16 protein-coding genes and 1 pseudogene are annotated in these 16686 nt (G+C 69.7%); 11 read left to right on the forward strand and 6 right to left on the reverse strand.

Annotation, left to right across the window (positions count from 1 at the left end):
* Positions 1-10: 10 nt before the first annotated feature.
* The 4 genes from ACZ51I_RS12265 to ACZ51I_RS12280 all read left to right on the forward strand — a co-directional run bounded on the left by ACZ51I_RS12265 (position 11) and on the right by ACZ51I_RS12280 (position 2445).
* Positions 11-526, forward strand: coding sequence for an ATP-binding protein (locus ACZ51I_RS12265; protein ID WP_468874421.1), 516 nt, complete (start codon positions 11-13; stop codon positions 524-526).
* 301 nt (positions 527-827) lie between these two features.
* Positions 828-1208 carry a DUF2267 domain-containing protein gene (locus ACZ51I_RS12270; RefSeq protein ID WP_468874424.1) on the forward strand — a complete coding sequence of 127 codons (381 nt, stop codon included), beginning with the start codon at positions 828-830 and terminating at the stop codon, positions 1206-1208.
* Positions 1209-1345: 137 nt separating this feature from the next.
* Positions 1346-1894 carry a VanZ family protein gene (locus ACZ51I_RS12275; protein ID WP_468874426.1) on the forward strand — a complete coding sequence of 183 codons (549 nt, stop codon included), beginning with the start codon at positions 1346-1348 and terminating at the stop codon, positions 1892-1894.
* A 341-nt stretch (positions 1895-2235) separates the two neighbouring features.
* The gene (locus ACZ51I_RS12280; RefSeq protein ID WP_468874428.1) at positions 2236-2445 is read left to right on the forward strand and encodes a hypothetical protein; all 210 of its coding nucleotides are present in this window, start codon (positions 2236-2238) and stop codon (positions 2443-2445) included.
* Positions 2446-2884: 439 nt separating this feature from the next.
* Here the strand turns inward: ACZ51I_RS12280 and ACZ51I_RS12285 are convergent, their stop codons facing one another.
* Positions 2885-3424 (reverse strand): hypothetical protein, encoded by a 540-nt coding sequence (locus ACZ51I_RS12285; protein ID WP_468874431.1) that lies wholly within the window; start codon positions 3422-3424, stop codon positions 2885-2887.
* A gap of 120 nt (positions 3425-3544) precedes the next feature.
* On the opposite strand from ACZ51I_RS12285, the gene ACZ51I_RS12290 reads away from it, so the two are divergent.
* Entirely contained in the window at positions 3545-3676 is a 132-nt protein-coding gene (locus tag ACZ51I_RS12290) for a hypothetical protein (protein ID WP_468874434.1), read from the forward strand.
* A 209-nt stretch (positions 3677-3885) separates the two neighbouring features.
* Here the strand turns inward: ACZ51I_RS12290 and ACZ51I_RS12295 are convergent, their stop codons facing one another.
* Positions 3886-4125 (reverse strand): SpoIIE family protein phosphatase, encoded by a 240-nt coding sequence (locus tag ACZ51I_RS12295; protein ID WP_468874436.1) that lies wholly within the window; start codon positions 4123-4125, stop codon positions 3886-3888.
* Complete coding sequence (locus ACZ51I_RS12300) at positions 4062-5540, reverse strand: GAF domain-containing protein (RefSeq protein ID WP_468874438.1); 1479 nt, start codon at positions 5538-5540, stop codon at positions 4062-4064. The genes ACZ51I_RS12295 and ACZ51I_RS12300 overlap by 64 nt, the downstream gene beginning before the upstream one ends.
* Positions 5541-5942: 402 nt before the next feature.
* Between ACZ51I_RS12300 and ACZ51I_RS12305 the strand changes: the two genes are divergently transcribed.
* Positions 5943-6299, forward strand: coding sequence for a PRC-barrel domain containing protein (locus tag ACZ51I_RS12305; RefSeq protein ID WP_468874440.1), 357 nt, complete (start codon positions 5943-5945; stop codon positions 6297-6299).
* Between the two features lie 1011 nt (positions 6300-7310).
* Here ACZ51I_RS12305 and ACZ51I_RS12310 read toward each other — a convergent pair.
* A complete protein-coding gene (locus tag ACZ51I_RS12310; RefSeq protein ID WP_468874443.1) occupies positions 7311-7724 on the reverse strand; it encodes a hypothetical protein in 414 nt (137 codons plus the stop codon).
* A gap of 436 nt (positions 7725-8160) precedes the next feature.
* On the opposite strand from ACZ51I_RS12310, the pseudogene ACZ51I_RS12315 reads away from it, so the two are divergent.
* Positions 8161-8325 (forward strand): annotated as a pseudogene (locus tag ACZ51I_RS12315) (response regulator transcription factor); the annotation flags it as partial.
* Between the two features lie 20 nt (positions 8326-8345).
* Here ACZ51I_RS12315 and ACZ51I_RS12320 read toward each other — a convergent pair.
* On the reverse strand, positions 8346-9191 hold the full coding sequence (locus ACZ51I_RS12320) for an SDR family oxidoreductase (protein WP_468874445.1): 846 nt from the start codon (positions 9189-9191) through the stop codon (positions 8346-8348).
* Between the two features lie 83 nt (positions 9192-9274).
* Here ACZ51I_RS12320 and ACZ51I_RS12325 point away from each other — a divergent pair, with 83 nt between their 5' ends.
* A complete protein-coding gene (locus ACZ51I_RS12325) occupies positions 9275-9880 on the forward strand; it encodes a TetR/AcrR family transcriptional regulator (RefSeq protein WP_468874447.1) in 606 nt (201 codons plus the stop codon).
* Positions 9881-10126: 246 nt separating this feature from the next.
* Here the strand turns inward: ACZ51I_RS12325 and ACZ51I_RS12330 are convergent, their stop codons facing one another.
* On the reverse strand, positions 10127-12295 hold the full coding sequence (locus tag ACZ51I_RS12330) for a SpoIIE family protein phosphatase (protein ID WP_468874450.1): 2169 nt from the start codon (positions 12293-12295) through the stop codon (positions 10127-10129).
* Between the two features lie 552 nt (positions 12296-12847).
* Between ACZ51I_RS12330 and ACZ51I_RS12335 the strand changes: the two genes are divergently transcribed.
* From ACZ51I_RS12335 to ACZ51I_RS12345, 3 genes are all read left to right on the forward strand, one after another.
* A complete protein-coding gene (locus ACZ51I_RS12335; protein WP_468874452.1) occupies positions 12848-13246 on the forward strand; it encodes a DUF3592 domain-containing protein in 399 nt (132 codons plus the stop codon).
* A 274-nt stretch (positions 13247-13520) separates the two neighbouring features.
* Positions 13521-14024 carry a metallophosphoesterase family protein gene (locus ACZ51I_RS12340; RefSeq protein ID WP_468874454.1) on the forward strand — a complete coding sequence of 168 codons (504 nt, stop codon included), beginning with the start codon at positions 13521-13523 and terminating at the stop codon, positions 14022-14024.
* 290 nt (positions 14025-14314) lie between these two features.
* Positions 14315-16552: a catalase gene (locus ACZ51I_RS12345; RefSeq protein WP_468874457.1), complete on the forward strand. Its 2238-nt coding sequence runs from the start codon at positions 14315-14317 to the stop codon at positions 16550-16552.
* Positions 16553-16686: the final 134 nt, after the last annotated feature.

Consider the following 16686-nt stretch of genomic DNA (forward strand, 5'->3'; position numbering starts at 1 on the left):
ACTTGATGCGATGCGACTCAGGTTTCTCGGGGGCGGAACGTTACTTACCCGGCTTCTGGGGCACCTGCTCTCCTACAGGCAGTACGACGACCTACGAGGCGAGGTGAAACGAGTGAGTGTCGACGCAGATACGAGGAGGGGCACTTTCCGGAAGAAGCCCGTCGTATTCGACAGTCATCCCGACGCCGCGGTGCGGGCTCGGCGCCATACGAGGGCTTTCATGGCGGCCCTCGACCCCCCTGTGGGCGACCGCGCGGAGGAAGTCGTGGAACTGGTCGTCTCCGAACTGATCACCAATGCCGTCCGGCACACCGACGGCCCTTCTTGCTCCCTGCACCTGTCCGAGCATCCCCACGGCATCGCGATAGCAGTCACGGACTCGAGCCCCGCGCTGCCGTACCGGAAACCTCCGGACTTCACCGGAGGCGGCGGATTCGGCTGGAACATGGTCAACCAGCTCGCCAGCGCCGTTGAGATCTCCGCTCAGCCGGACGGAAAGACCATACGCGTCATCCTGCCCCGGTAGCGGCGGCTCCCGCCCACCCACGCAGGGCGCGAAAATGAGGAGCACTGCCCCCTAGACGGGTCCAAGGGGCTTCGTCAGATCATGAAAGTCTCCGCTCCGAACCTGGAAGGCGTTTCTTCGGTAGCGATCGGCGAGCTGGCTTCACGGAAAAAAGGCGATGCATCGCCCGACCGGGTGACCCAAGGGATTCATACGGTTCCTTCGTGCCGGTGGGGGCAAGTGGGGTTCACGGTGCCGTACGAAAGGGGCCTGACACAGGCTCACCCGCCAGTGATCCCAGGAGCAAGCAATGGACAGATCCGTGGAAGCGCTGCTCGACCGAGTACAGGAGCGCGGCGGCTATGCCGAGCGGCAAGAGGCAGCCGGTGCGATCGAGCGAGTCCTTGAAGTCCTCGGCTCTCATCTCGTGGGGGACGACCGTACCGATCTCGCATCCCTCCTGCCGCGCCAGTGCGCTCCGTCGCTCACCGACGTCGCCCCGGCCAGTGAACCGCTGACACCGTCGGGTTTCGTCGAAGCGGTCGCCGCCCATCAGGACGGTGGTGTGGCGGACGCCCGCCGCGCGGTCACCGCCGTACTCGCGACCCTCGCCGAAGTGGCCGACGACGCGCTACTACGCCGGATCCTCACCCAGCTTCCTCCCGGGCACGCGGGCCTGTTCGGCCGCACCGACATCGCGTGAACCGTCTCGAAGCGCCCGCTTCCTCATCGCGGGGAGCCGAACATCACCTGCGTGCGGGACGGGGGGATCGTGAGGGAACGGACAGACTTCCACGGCCGCACAGTGAAGGACACGACCAAAGGCCTTCGACAGGCTGTGTGTTGACACCGCTGGGGCGGGCGCTTCTCATGCTGTTGGCCCTTGTAGGGATGGCGGCTTTCGGGGTGGTGCTGGCACGGCTGACTCTGGTGCCGTCCGCCGCGTCCGAGTCGTTGACTCACACCAATCTTCGGCCGGGTGACTCCATCCGGAGTTACCTCGCGCAGCCCACTTTTCGTGACACCGCCAAGCAACTCGGCGGCAATATCGTGCTCGGCGCCCCCTTCGGGGTGCTGTTGCCGGTGCTTGCGCCCCGCACTCGCGGCCGTGTCCGCGTGGCACTGCTCACTGCGCTGATGATGCTGCTGGTCGAACTCCTCCAGGGCGCTTTCGTCACGGGCCGGACCTTCGACATCGACGACGTCCTGCTCAACACGGCAGGGGCGCTGCTGGGCTATCTGCTGCTCGGCCGGCAGCTCGCCCGCGCGGTTCACCCCCGGCGCCGCCGCTGGTGGCACCGTTTCACTCCACGCTCGGGCCCTGTCGCCGCGGCATTTCCCCACCCTGATCCACAGGGAACGGCCGGGGCAGGACGTGGAAAGAGGTGACCGGCCCGCACGCTTCACCGATGCGGGCCGGTCTCCACCCCATCGGGCTCTGCGGAGGGGGAGGCCGCAGGCCCATGGTTGAGCGGTCCCATGCGCTCCACACCCGCATGCCCCCGAACCCAACCTTCATGCGCACCCGATTTCGACGAGGTCGGCGGCCCGGCATCGGCGCGGTCGCGGTCGCGGCCGGTTGCGCCTACGCAAGCGCTGCCGCGGGGGACTGGGTAGCCGGCTCCGTGGAAAGCAGCCTGAAGTAGCGCCACTCGTCGAGCGGGGCTGCCAGGTTTGCGGCTGCCCCGCTCGGCGCCGGTCATCGACCACTCCACACGGAAAGGATCGAAGTGGCGCGCATCGTAGGAAGTTGTGGATCGAAGAAGGTGATCCGCAGGAACGCCACTATCGTCGTCGTCGGCTCAATCGCTCTCTACGTCCTGGCCGATGTTCTCGGCGCCAAGGGCGGATGGGGCGCCGCGTTCCCTGTGCTGCTCGTCGCAGTGGTGGTCGACGTCGTATGCCTCGCGGTCTGGCTGGCGTTTCGCCCCCGAACGTGACGAGTGGAGACCTGCTGGGCAGGGGTGAGGAAAGGATGAGCTCGGTACTGGCGCGTGGATGGACCCCAGGAGGGCCACTGGGGATCGTTCTCTTCATCGCAGCGATCGCCTGCGTAGTCATCCCCATCGTCATCAACAGACGGAAAGAGGGGCGTTGACTCCTTGTCGTTCCCTTCCGAAGGTGGCCCGGCACGGTCCATACCGCCCCGTCACTCCAAGTTCACTCCGCAAGATCGGCTCGCGCCTTCCGACCGCACGCAGCAGGCGCCGGTCGGCCGTCGTCACTGAGTCTCTTCGGGGGCGCCGCATGTGCAGCCGCTGTCGTCCCGTGGACGGGCTTCCTCGCGACTGATGGACGCGCCCGCGGCGAGTGTCGACAGGTCGGCCTCGTGGAGGCGTGGCCGCCGGGTGCGCGGTGTCGCCATGGACTCCGCGCCGCTCAGCGGGGGTCGCCGTACGAAGCCTGCTCCATGGCTGTCAGGAGCAGCTGGAACTCGCCGTCGTCCACCGCGTGGGTCACTCGGCCGAGCTGTACGGGGCACCGGCTCACGAGAGACGCGGCGAACCGCAGCACCGCCGCCTGACTCCTGGAAGCCCCACAGGACCACGCCGGAGTCTTCAGAAGGTGACCGACGCCGTTCCAGTCGACCGTCGGCTGCCGGCCGGAGAAGTCGATCAGTGGATGGCCGACCAGGGCCGCGAGCTCCTGATCACCGGTCAGACGCCGCAACCAGTAACCATCGCTGTGAGCACCCAGCAACTTCGTCGCCGCCCGCATCGGCTCGTTCACCACGCCATCCAGCAGACTCTCGGCGAGTTCCTCCCCCGTCGCACTGTCTCTGACCACGGTCACCGGCATCTCCCTTTCATCGCGGCGCAAGGCCACCGAGGAGGCGGCCCACGACTCCACTGTGCGCGGCCGCACCGGCCAGCCTGCGGCGAACACGCCGAACGATGCCAAGTCATGGACCGGTGGCACCAACCGTGTCCTTCCGGCCACCGCCGACGTCAGGTGGGGCGACGTGCACCGGTCCCCGCAAGGCTGGTTGCCGCCCAAGGGTTCGTTCCCGCGTCCGGCATCGGCGCCCGGATCCCGGCGATGCCGATCAGCGTGTCCAACGGCATCGGAGCCGGGCCCCAGGAGCGGTGGAACGCGGTCTCGCCGGTGGTCGGGCCGCGCCGCCCGCGCTTCGGCGGTTCGGGCTGGCCCAGGTGCAGGTACGCCCACTGATACCGGCTCTGGCCCTTGGCACCGGCCCCGGCGTCGCGGGCCTGCCATCTGTACGCGGGCAGGCACACCGCGACACGCCTCTAGGGGGTGTCAAGGACTCCGTACAGTGATCGACCGGTTGTTGCCGCTGACGGTTGTGCTCGCCCCGGGGAGGAGCACTGGGCAGTGGCGACGGAGGGCCTGGCCCCGCTCATCGGACCTGTGAGGCGTCATGTGATGCGGAGGGCGAGCATGGCGAAGTCGTCACTCGGCGCTGTGGGACCGTAGTTGATGACGTCCTTCTCCAAGGCGTCCACCGTTGCGGCCACGGACATGTCTCGAGTACGAGTCAGAGAGCTCCGCAGGCCCTCCTCGCCCAGCATGCCCGCTTCCGAGCGGCGCTCGGTTACGCCGTCGGTGTACAGCAGGAGCAGGTCTCCCCGCCGCAGTTGGTGCTCCGTGGTGTGCAACCGGGGGTCTCCAACACCCCGAGCAGGGTTCCGGCACGACCCAGAGGGATGATCGTGCCGTCGGCTCGGCGCAGGAGCGGATGGGGGTGTCCGCCGAGGGTGAGTTCGGCACCGCCAGCCAGGAGGCAGCAGGTACCAAGTGCTGCAGGGCAGCGCGGTGTTCCGTACTGCGCGCCAGGCGGTTCAGACTCCGTGCGACATCGGGGACCAACTCGTACCGGCCGGTGCGGACGACTGAGCCGACCCCTCCCTCGGCGTCCAGCCGGGGCGGGATTCACGCAGGAGCGCCCGCAACGCGCTCTCCGGGAGGGGTCTCGGTGCGCGAGAGCATCAAGAGACGGCTGGTCTGACTCGTCGAGAATGTGGATGAGGCATCCGTCGGCGAGGCGTGGCACGACAGTGGCAGCGATGTTGGCGAAGGTGATCTCCGGGTCCAGGGATGTGGCCAGCACACCGCTGACATCGGCCAGAGCCTCGAGCTGGGCCTGTTTGTCGGCGGTCTCCCTCAGCAGTCGGGCCCGGTCCATGGCCTGAGCGCACTGCCCGACCAGCGCGCTGAGGAAGTCGCGCTCTGACTCGGCGAAGGCATGGCAGACGGAAAAATGGAAACTGACCGCGCCGAAAAGGCGTTCCTCCACCCGCAGTGGCAGCACCGCCGTGGACCGGTGCCGCTCAGTGAAGAAGGAGGCGGCTTCGGGGAAGGCCTCTGCCCGCCCGGCCGGATCGGCGAAGAACAGCGCCTGCCCGGTTCTGGCCGTGTGGGCCATGGGATAGGGCGCGTCAACGCTGAAGGGAGCAGGGGACTCAAGGGTCTGGTCCGCGAGGTGCCGCACGGTGTAGCGGTCACTGCCTGGCTCGCTCAGGACAGCGGCACCGACAGTCGCTCCGAGGGCCGGCATGATGCGCGAAATGAGGATCGTCATGATGGCGTCGACCGTGTCCGCCGAGGCCAGCACCGACGTGACCTGAGCCATCAGCTCGGCACGCTGTACGCGTTTGCCGTTGTCGCGCAACACCCACAGCAGGTGATCAGGACTCACTTGCACGGCTCGGTACTCGTGGTCCGCCACCCGCTTGGTGCTCGCCTGCGTACAGGCGAAGGTTCCCTGCTCGGCCTTGCCGGTGTCCAGGGCGCGCATGCAGGCGGCGAAGGAGCCGTTCTCGACCATCTGCGGCCACAGTTCGCTGCACAGTCCGCCGAGGGGTGCCTCCCCGTCGGGCTGCCTGGCTTGGGCGGCGGCGTTCATGTACTCCAGCCGCATGTCCACCGCCTGCCCGCTGGCATCGCGTACGGCGACGGACACGGTGACTGCCTCCGGCAGGCACTCCAGGGCCTCGTAAAGGGCGCCTGGCGGCAAATCGGCCGGACGAAACCCGGCAGAAGTGCCTTTCGCTTCTCTGTCCATCGCGGTCATGCTGCGCACCTCCCACTGTTCCTGCGCCGGCAGGCCAGCGGTTCCTTGCACGAAGTGGCCGTACTCAGAGACAACTTTTGTCCCACGGCAAGTGTCTCCCACCGCACCGCGTACAGGAAGCCCCGGCGTCGAGCGCTGAGTCTGATCGTGAGCGCCTCGCATATTCCAGCGCCTCACCCATGCCCTCGCAAAAGGCGATCAAAGGGCAAGGGACCGGCTCTCGCGGTCCGGTTTGTGATCTGTGGGTGTGGGCCGGGATTTATGGGGCACCCGGGTCTCAAGCGGTAAGGCGTCCCGAGAGCAAATCACTGTGCAATGCGATCGCCGTGCGCTTTTCAGGAATGGAATGTGCACAGCCGCAGGGCCGCGCACGAGTTTCGCATGTGGAAGAGGAGCGAACGTATGAGTGATCAGGTGTGGAGTTACGGGACGGCGTCGGGTCACCTCGTGGGCACGGACCTGACCGGGTGGAGGGTCGAGGCGACCGACGGCCATATCGGGAAGGTCGACAAGCATTCCGACGAAGTAGGTGACGCCTATCTCGTGGTGGACACAGGAGTGTGGATCTTCGGCAAGGAGGTGCTGCTCCCGGCGAGTGCGGTCACCCGTGTCGAGCTCGAAGAGCAGACGCTCTACGTCGGGCTGACCAAGGAACAGATCAAGAACGCGCCAGAGTTCCACTCGGACAAGCACCTTGCCGACCGGCAGTACCGGGAAGAGATCGGCATGTATTACCACGAGGGCGGCATGCTGTTCTGAGCAGTTGGTTGTCCTGCGCGGCGGCCCCGACCACTGGATGGTCGGGGCCGCCGCGCGTCGCTTCGCGGGAGTGGCGGCTGATCACGGGGGAGGTCAACGTCGACTCCATGATCTGCCGGGCGGAACCCGCGGCGGACCTGACGATCACGGCCTGGGGCGGTCCCGGGAAGGCTTTCCCACCACGATCCACTTCGCCTGCGAGCAAGGCCAGCGGCCGCTGTCGTTATCGGTCACCGCAGGTCAGCGGGGTGGCAGTCGCCCATTCAGGGTGATCCTGGAAAGCATCCGGGTTCCCCGCATCTGACCGGGCGGCCTCTGGTTCTCAAGCGCGAGGACCGCAGGGCCCGGCACGCGGCCGCGTGCGGAGCCAACCGGCCCAGGCACACCGGGCGGTGGCCGCGCGGTTCGACGAGCTGGCGGTCCCCTTCGAGGCCACTGTCCTGATCGCCGTGATCGACTAGCGGTGATGACCTGTCTGAGCTGCCTCCTCCCGCATGCCGTGTCAGCCGAGGTCAGGGTCGACAGGGTGAGGGAGCGGCAACTGGTCTCTGTCGACGCGCCCCGGCAGCTCGCCGGTGTCACCCTCGACGTCCTCACGGACGGCGCGAGCGGCCGGGCGGGCGCTCGGCGCCGGGGCGGGGCTGGACCGCCGGCAGTTCGGGGCCCTCAAGCAAAGGCCGGCCGACCCCGGGTCGTCGTGGGCGCGTGACCTCGAGGGGAACGCGTTCGGGTCAAGCCCCCACGCGGGCCTGACCCCGAACACCACGGGTTACGCCGTTCGTGTCAGAGAGGCAGCCCCCTCGCGAGGCCCTCCCGAAGACGATGGATCCTCATTCGACCCGGAGCGACGGCGCGGAATCGGAACCGTGCAGCCGGCGGAAGTGTCGAGGTCGCCCTGCTTTACTGGCACAGGTCGTTCCCCCTGGACGGCGACCGGTCCGAACGCCCCGTCGCACCATTCCGCACGCGGCTCGGCCTCACAGCCCGGGTTCAGCTCATCCAGCGGATGGATCAGCCTCGTACGGCCTTGAGCAGCACCTTCACATCGTGGCCCTTGTGCCAGCCCGTGTCCACGAGCGGGCTGTGGTGGCTCTCGTTGCCCCAGGCGTAGTACCTCTCCCACGACTGGTGCCACCGGCCGTTCAGGTTGGAACCCGTGGCCGTGTAGACCTGGGCCACCTTGCCGTCGTGGCGGTTGTCCCAGATGTAGAGCTGCGCCTTGGTCTGGGTGTTCAAACCGCTGTACCGGTCGCACTCGCGGTACTTGACCCCTGCGGCGTTGTTGTTGACCTGGATGGTCCGCCAGGCCGTGCACGCCCCCTCGGTCGCAGTCGCCGGAGCGGCGAAGGCGGCTGACGGGACCAGCGCGGCGGTGGTCGCGGCGAGCGCCACCACTCCGAGCGCCACGCGGCTGCCAGAGCGCATCGTGCGTGCGCTCGCACTGTTCCTCTTCGTCCCGCGCGAGTTCAGTTTGAATACGTTCATTTCGTGCCCTTCATTGCCGACGACCACGAGTCGGTCCCCTGGCCGAGTCTGCGGAGGCGCTCAACCCCTCAGCCATGGGCTGTCGGCCACCGGGGCCGGGCGGGGCTGGTACTTGTGCTTGTGCCTGTGCAAAAACGTACGGGGGTCGGAACTCCGCGTCGTCCAGTGCTGGTTTGACATCGCCGCTCCACCTGAGACGGTAGGTTCGGACAGCCTGCAACTGCCGCAGTACGCCGGATGGCGTTCCCTGTCGCGAACGGCTCACGTCGAAAGTCGTACTCCCCAGCACCTGTGACGTAGCTTCAGACCTGACGTCACGTCTCGGGGCAGGACCGGTGGCCTACGGCCGGAGGCGGGTCTCGGTGCGGACGGCGAGATGCTGCAGCCCACCTCCCTCACAGAACTGACCGAGCGTGAAACGGACGTCCTGCACCTCGTCGGCCAGGGCCTGACCAACGAACGGATCGCCCAGTGCCTGGTGGTCACCATCGCCACCGTCAAGACCCACCTCAACCGCGTGATGTCGAAACTGGGCCTGCAGAGCCGCGCCCAGGACAGGCTCTACCGGAAGGCCGGCAGGTTGCGGGCGACCCACGCGCTGAAGGGCCTGGCCGGACGGCGGAGGACGTTCTCCACGTCGGGGCTGACCTTCTGTTCGGCCGGCAGCGGGACGCCGAGGACGTCCAGAGTGCCGTCGATGACCTCCTCGGGCATGAACCGCGCCATGTGGGCGTGGGCCTCCTCGCGGGACAGCTCCACCAAGGTGACGTCCTCGCCAAGGGCATGGGAGATCACCGCGGCCTGCCGGCGCGGGCTGATGGGCTCGGGGCCGGTCAGTTCGTACGTACGGCCCGCATGCCCCGCCTCGCGCAGTGCGACGGCGGCGACCTCGGCGATGTCCGAAGGGTCGACGACGGGCAGCGCCACATCCGCGAACGGGGCGAATATGGTGCGCCGGGTCCGCACGGGCTCGGCCCAGGCGTAGGCGTTGGAGGCGAAACCGCCCGGGCGCAGGATGGTGAAGTCGACTCCGGATGCCTCCACGGCGGCCTCGAACTCGCGCAGCCGGGTGTGTGAAAGGGCTTCCGGGCGGGTGGAGTTGATCTGTGAGGACAGCAGGACGACTCTCTTGACCCCAGCGGCCACGGCGGCGTCCAGCAGGGCCTTCGGGCTCTCGCCGTGGCCGTTGAGCTCGCCGCCCAGCAGGATGAACAGCGCGTCGGCGCCGTCGATGACCGGCCGCATGCCGGCGGCGCTACCGACGTCGGCCCGGGCGTGCCGAACGCCGGTCGGCAGCCCTGCGGGCTGCGGCTGCCGCGAGACGGCGACGACATCCTCGCCCGCCTCGGACAGGAGCGGTACCAGCGTGCGCCCGATGTTGCCCGTCGCACCCGTCACAACGATCATTGGGATCTCCCTGGGAGTTAGTTAGTTGGCTGACTTAGAGAACGATAGTGGGAGACCTGCGGGTGCTGTCTATAGTTAGTTGGGTGACTGACTCAGCGAAGTCCCGGGTAGCACGGGCAACCGACAAACGCCGACGGCTCACCGCCGCGGCAGCCCAGGTCCTGCACGAGCAGGGCGTCGAACGGACCACCCTCGCCGACATCGCGCGCGTGGCCGACGTCCCCGTGGGAAACGTCTACTACTACTTCAAGACCAAGGACGAGCTGGTCCAGGCCGCACTGTCCGAGCACAGCGCTCACCTGGACCAGCTCACCAGCCGGCTGGACCAGCTGCCCGACCCCCGTGAGCGCCTCAAGGCCCTGATCGAAGCCTGGGTCAGCCAGCGCGACATCGCCGCCCGCTACGGTTGCCCTACCGGCACCTTGGCTGTCGAACTCGACAAACGCGCCGACGGGACCCTCGACGCGGAAGCCGGCACGGTGATCCGGCGCCTCCTGGAGTGGACCGGACACCAGTTCCGCGCCCTGAACCTCCCCGACCCGGACGACCTGGCCGTCACCCTCGTCGCCGGGTACCAGGGCATGTCGCTCCTGGCCAACGCACTGCGCGACCCGGACATCATGACCCGTCAGGGCGACCGCCTCCTCGACTGGCTCGACTCCCTCAGGACTCCCGACCACACCCCCTGACCCGGTGCGGGAGCCGGAGACGATGGGCGGCCATGTCGACGTCGACGTCGCCATACGGCCGGCCATGGGACCAGAACAGCGGGGCTAGGGGGTGTCTCGTCGATCATGCCGGGCTCGCGGCGTCTGGCACCGCGCCTCGCCGCGTTGTCGTCGGTCGCCGACACTCCGCGTCGACTCCCTCCTCCGCCTTGCGATGCACGGCACCAGACGCCGCTCCCTGATCCGGCCTGATCGACAAGACACCCCCTAGCCCGCGCCGGTCGGCGGGTGGGACGCGACCGGCCCGGCGACCGCGCTTGTCGGGTCGGCGGAACCGCTGCTCCAGGGGCGGACTTCGGTGAGGAGGAGAGCGACGTCGTCCGGGTCCTCGGGTCGGCGCATCGCGGCGACGAGCCGGGTGCAGGTGGCGTCGAGGGGCGTCCGGGCCCGGCCGAGGGCGTTCAGGAGGGCGGTGAGGCGTTCGTCGATAGGGGTGTCACGGGTTTCGACGAGGCCGTCGGTGTACAGCAGGAGCCGGTCACCGGGGGACACGTGGGTCGTGATGGTCTCGAATTCGACCCCGCCGGCGCCGAGCGGCGCGCCGGCCGGCAGGGGCAGCAGTTCGGGCTGACGGCCGGCCCGGACGATCACCGGGGGAAGATGGCCGGCGTTGGAGACGCGGCACTGCCCGGTGTGGGGGTCGTAGGTGGCGTAGAGGCAGGTGGCGATGTAGTGCTCCAGACCGTGGGTGAGCTGGTCGAGGTGGCGGAGGATCTCGTCGGGGACCAGGTCGAGGGCGGCGTAGGCGCGGGCCGCGGTGCGCAGTTGTCCCATCGCTGCTGCGGCGTCGATGCCGTTGCCCATGACGTCGCCGATTACGAGGGCGGTCTTGTCCCCGGCCAGCGAGATGACGTCGTACCAGTCGCCGCCGACTTCGTTGGCGGTCTGGGCCGGCTGGTAGAGGCAGGCGAGGCCGAGGCCGGGACGCTCGGGCGGGGCAGCGGGCAGCATGCTGCGCTGGAGGGTTTCGGCGGCGGTGCGCACCCGCTGGTACCAACGGGCGTTGTCGATGGCGATGGCGGCCCGTGCGGCCAGTTCGCGGGCGAGCAGGATGTCGTCCGGCCCGAAGGGGGCGGGGTTGCGCACGCGCAGGAGGTCGAGGGCGCCGAGGATCTCGCCATGGGCGATGAGGGGGACCGCCAGGTAGGAGTGGGCGCCCGCGCGCGCCAGGGCCTCGGCGGCCCGCGCGTCGCGGGCGATCCGGCGCAGGTCCTGCGCCTCGCAGCGCGCCACGAGTACAGGTTGGCCGGCACGCACGCACTGCGTGATCAGCCTGTCGGGGCCGTAGGCGGCGACCTGGCCGACCGGGTCGGCGGCGGCGGTGAGGTCGGTGGGGAACGCGGAGGAGACGGCGAGTGCCCGGAACAGCTCGGGTCCGTCCGGGGTACGCGGGTGGGGACGGTAGGACAGGACCGTGTCCAGGACGTCGACCGCCGCCAGGTCGGCAAGGTCCGGCACGGTGACGTCGGCGAGTTCCCGCGCGGTCTGATCCACGCCCAGGGTGGTGCCGACGCGGGCGGAGGCGTGTGCGATCAGCGCGAGTCGTCGCCGGGCCTGCTCGGCCTCGGCCGCGGCCCGGTGCCGCTCGGTGATGTCGACGATGGAGGACGCCACGCCGATCACCCGGCCCGCAGGGCCGTGGATCCGGTAGTACGAGATGGACCACGCATGATCGTGATCGGGGTCGGCCTGGGTGCGGCCGATGGTGTACTGGTCGATCAAAGGGGTGCCCGTCGCCAGGACCTGGCGCAGCGCGGACTCGACCTTCTCCACCCCGGGGTGGAGGTGCACCTCGCTGGGACGGCGGCCGATGTGCCCGGCGGCCGGCACTCCGTTGATCCGCTCCAGCGCGTGGTTGACCAGTCGGTAGCGGAGCTCGGTGTCCAGCAGCGCGAACCCGACCGGCGCCTGGGACACCAGCTGCTCCGACTGCGCGAGCCGGGTCTCCACGGCGTGGAGCGTCGCCTGGTCGACCGCGATCCCCAGTGCGTACACGTCCCCGAGATCGTCCAGCAGCCGCATGTTGCGGAACTCCACCTGCCTCGTCGCGCCGTCGCGGTGCCGCACAGGGAAGACTCCCGCCCAGCTCTGCCCGGTGGCCATCACCTCGGCGAACAGCTCACTGGCCCGGTCCCGGTTCTCTTCGCTGAGCAGCAGTCGCGCCGCAGGGCGCCCCAGCGCCTCCTCCGCGGTGTATCCGAAGGTCTCGGTGGCCTGCGGGCTCCAGAACACGATCCGCCCGCCCGTGTCCAGTACGACCGCGGCGACGTTCAGGAAGTCCAGCAGGCTTCCCGCGCCTTCCCCGCCTGCACCAGGCCTTGCCCCCGCCGCCGAGACGTCAGGGGCGGCGGGCTCGGACGGCGCGTCCTCGGCCATCGCCTGCTCCCTCCACCCGGGCCCCGGCGCCACGGCGGGACGTCGGCTGAACCTTCCCTCCATGCTGCGCCCTCGCCCTGGTCGCGGGCATCCTGGCCGGGGCCGTGATCCGGCGGTCGTACCGCGCCGGCGGAGGCACGACGGGGCTGTCCCGGCCCGTGGGCCGGGACACTCGCACCGGCGGTCCGGCGCGTCCGGACAGCGCGCATCTCGGCCGGGGGCCGGTCCGCGGGGCGGGCGGGTGTACGCGGTGGGTCGCCGAGGCCGGTGACCGCGCCGAGACTGTGCCGATGTGGCCGAGCAGGCGACACAGGGCGCCAGGGGCCTGGGGGGCATCGGCTTCGCGGGCGAGGCGGCGGGTGAGCTCCTCGCCCGCCGGCTGTGTTCGGGGCGGTGGCACCAGCCTCGTTCCGACGCCGGTGGACAGCGGTGGACTTCTCCCGCCTCAACCGCAGGGTTGACGACTCGGCGGGTGCTGCCTTCCTACACTCGCCCCCTGCTTGAAGGGGCGTTGACCGTGCGGTGGCCGCAGGGCGGTCGGGGGAGGCTGACATGCACGTATTCCAGTTACCGATGCAGGTCTTCATGGGGGGCGCCCTCGTCTGGGGGTCCGCGGCCGAGCTCGTCGAGCACCTGCGGACGCGCTCGCGTCTGGTACGGACCACGGGCGTGGTCGTGGGGCTCAAGGACAGTGAGATGCGGCCGGGGGTCAAACGTCGCTCGGCCGTCTTCCGGTTCACCGCCGGGGACGGGCGGTCGTTCGAAACCACCAGCTCCGCCCGGACCTGGCCCGGCCCCGAGGTCGGCACGTCCATCCCCGTCGTCTACGACCCCGAGCGCCCGTGGCGGGCCGAACGCGCGGGTGTGCTGGTCTTCAAGCTGTGGCTCATGCCGCTGACGCTCGTTCTCGGGGTGTTCCTCCTCGTCCTGGCGGCGCGGAACGTACTGTGACCGGCCGGGGTCGGCAGGCCGACACCGTCGCCTTCACCTGGGGCGCCCGCACCACGAGCCGGTGGAGGGTGTGGGTCGGGCCGGCGACCCGAGACGGCTCGGTCAGTACACGCAGGTGGGCTGCTCGGTCAGTACACGCCGGTGGGCTGCGAAGACGTGCTCGCCGGGGAACGGCAGCCGGCTTCCGGCCGGCTGCCCGACTGGTCACCCCCCGAGGGCCCGACGGCACAACGGCCCGACCGCCGACCCGGTCGGCATCTCCTATCGTGGCGTCATGCGGTTGTTGCTCACGTCGGACACCCATCTTCCGTCCCGCGCCAGGCGTCTCCCGGAGGAGCTCCTCGCCGCCGTCGACCAGGCCGACGCCGTCATCCACGCCGGGGACTGGACCGACGAGGCCGCCCTGGACCTGCTGGAGGCCCGCGCCCGTCGGCTGATCGGGGTCTACGGGAACAACGACGGTCCGGCCCTGCGCCGGAGGCTCACCGAGGTCGCCCGTGCGGAACTGGCCGGGGTGCGGTTCGGGGTGGTGCACGAGACGGGGGCGGCGGCGGGCCGGGAGCAGCGGTGCGCCCGGCGCTTCCCCGACCTCGACGTCCTCGTGTTCGGCCACAGCCACATCCCCTGGGACTCCACCGCCCCCGGCGGGCTGCGCCTGCTCAACCCCGGCTCGCCCACCGACCGCCGCCGCCAGCCGTACCGCACGTACATGACCGTGGACGTCGCGGACGGCGTGCTCGGTGACGTCGTCCTGCACCGGCTGCCCCCGAGGATCTGACGAGCCGGCTGGGCCACCCGGCCGTCTCGGCCGCCCTCACCTGGCCGGATCCGACGCCTCCACCTGGTGGATCGTCATCCGCGTCTTCGTTTTCGCCCGGATATGGGGGGCAGGCGGCCGTCGTAGGGATCAGTCGAGAGCACCCGGACCCGGCGGTGGCAGCGGCCACGCCATCGGTCAGATGCCGCGAATCCCCGCTGGTGCGGGTGAGGCCCGGTCCGGGTCCGTTTGACCGACGGACGCTCCCGGTCATTCCTGACACGTCCGCCGATCTGCCCTTTGGAGAGACGATGACCACTGAGCCTTTCGACACGACCACCGCCCCGGGCGAAGGAGGCGTCCCGGGGAAGCCGGGGCCGGTCTCGCCCGGCGTGGCCGAGCCCACGCAGCCGACGGGACCGCTGCCTCCCAAGCCGGACCAGACAGGACCGGAGACCGTGAGCCCGACCGGGCAGGCCACCGGGGCGGATCAGGCGCGCACGGCGCAGAGCGGCACCTATCTGACGACCGCGCAGGGGGCGCGGCTGTACGAGACCGACCACTCGCTGAAGGCGGGCCCGCGGGGGCCGGTCCTGCTTCAGGACCACCATCTGCGCGAGAAGATCACGCACTTCGACCACGAGCGGATCCCGGAGCGGGTGGTGCACGCCCGCGGCGCCGCCGCGCACGGCGTCTTCGTGGGCTACGGCACCGCGGCCGAGGTGACCAAGGCCGCGTTCCTCGCCAAGGACGTGGAGACCCCGGTCTTCGTTCGCTTCTCCACCGTCCTCGGCTCCCGGGGCTCGGCGGACACCGTCCGCGACACCCGTGGCTTCGCGACGAAGTTCTACACCGACGAGGGCACCTTCGACCTGGTGGGGAACAACATCCCCGTCTTCTTCATCCAGGACGCGATCAAGTTCCCCGACATCATCCACGCGGGAAAGCCGCACCCCGACCGTGAGATCCCGCAGGCGCAGAGCGCCCACGACACGTTCTGGGACTTCGTGTCCCTGCACACCGAGGCCACCCACCACACGCTGTGGAACATGTCCGACCGGGGCATTCCGCGCTCCTACCGGATGATGGAGGGCTTCGGGGTCCACACCTTCCGGCTGGTCAACGCCGCCGGGGACACCACGCTGGTGAAGTTCCACTGGAAGCCGAAGCTGGGCGTGCACTCCCTCGTCTGGGAGGAGGCACAGCTGATCAACGGCATGGACCCGGACTTCCACCGGCGAGACCTCTTCGACGCCATCGAAGCGGGCGCCTTCCCCGAATGGGAGCTCGGCATCCAGGTCTTCCCCGACACCCCCGACCAGATGTTCGAGGGTATCGATCTCCTCGACCCGACCAAGATCGTGCCCGAGGAACTGGCCCCGGTGCAGCCCATCGGTCGGATGACGCTGAACGCCAACACCAAGAACTACTTCGCCGAGACCGAACAGGTCGCCTTCCACCCCGGCCACCTGGTGCCGGGCATCGACGTCACGGACGACCCGCTGCTCGCGGGCCGGCTCTTCTCCTACCTCGACACCCAGATCAGCCGGCTCGGCGGCCCGAACTTCGGCCAGATCCCGATCAACCGGCCGCACGCGCCCGTCAACGACATGCTCCGCGACGGCATGCACCAGACCGCCGTGCACACGGGCGTCGCCCCGTACCATCCCAACAGCCTGGACGGCGGCTGCCCCTTCCTGGCCGGTGCCGACATGAGCGCGTACGTCGAGACGCCCGTGAAGGTGCCCGAAGCGAGCAAGATCCGGGAGGCCCCCGCCTCCTTCTCGGACCACTTCACCCAGCCCCGGCTCTTCTGGCTCAGCATGACCCCGCCGGAGCGGGAGCACATCATCGCCGCCTACACCTTCGAGCTGAGCAAGTGCTACGAGCAGGCGATCAAGGAACGCACCCTCCAGGTGCTGGCCAACATCGACCCGGAGCTGTGCGAGCAGGTCGCCGCGGGCCTCGGCCTGCCCGCCCCCGAGGCCACCGTCCCCCTCGCGACGCCGGACGCCAGCCCCGCCCTGTCCCAGCTGGGCCGGAGGTGGCCCACGGACGGCCGCGTCATCGGGATCATCGCCGACGAGTCGGCCGACCTCGACGGCGTACGCGCCGTCCGGCAGGCCGTCCTGGACGGCGGCATGGTCCCCCTGGTCATCGCGCCGAAGGGCGGCACGCTCGGCGGCGACGGTGAACCCGTCGTGGCCCAGCGGACCTTCGCCAACGCCCGCTCGGTCGAGTTCGACGCCCTGCTGGTGGCCGGCGCGCCCGCGCCCGGCTCCGACGCCTACGGCGCGCGCGACGCCAAGGCCGGGAGTCCCGCGCCGCAGGGGGTCGACCCGCGCGTCCTGCTGCTGCTCACCGAGGCGTACCGGCACGGGAAGGCCGTCGGAGGATGGAACGACGCCCCGACCGTCCTCGAAGCCGCCGGCATCGCAACCGACGATCCCGGCGTCATCGTGGGCGAGAGCGGCACCGGGGCCGTGGAAGCGGCCGTGACGGCGCTGGCGAAGCACCGCGCCTGGGACAGGTTCCCGCCCGCGGTCTGACCCCGCCCGCTGTCCGACCCCGGACCACCTGTCCGGACGGGTGTACTTCACGGGCGACCGTGCATACGAGCCCCGGATGGGGCAATAGGGAACAGGGCCGCCCGTGACACCGCCGGGCGCCCGCGGAATTCATG

Source organism: Streptomyces sp. NPDC034084 (assembly GCF_055575535.1).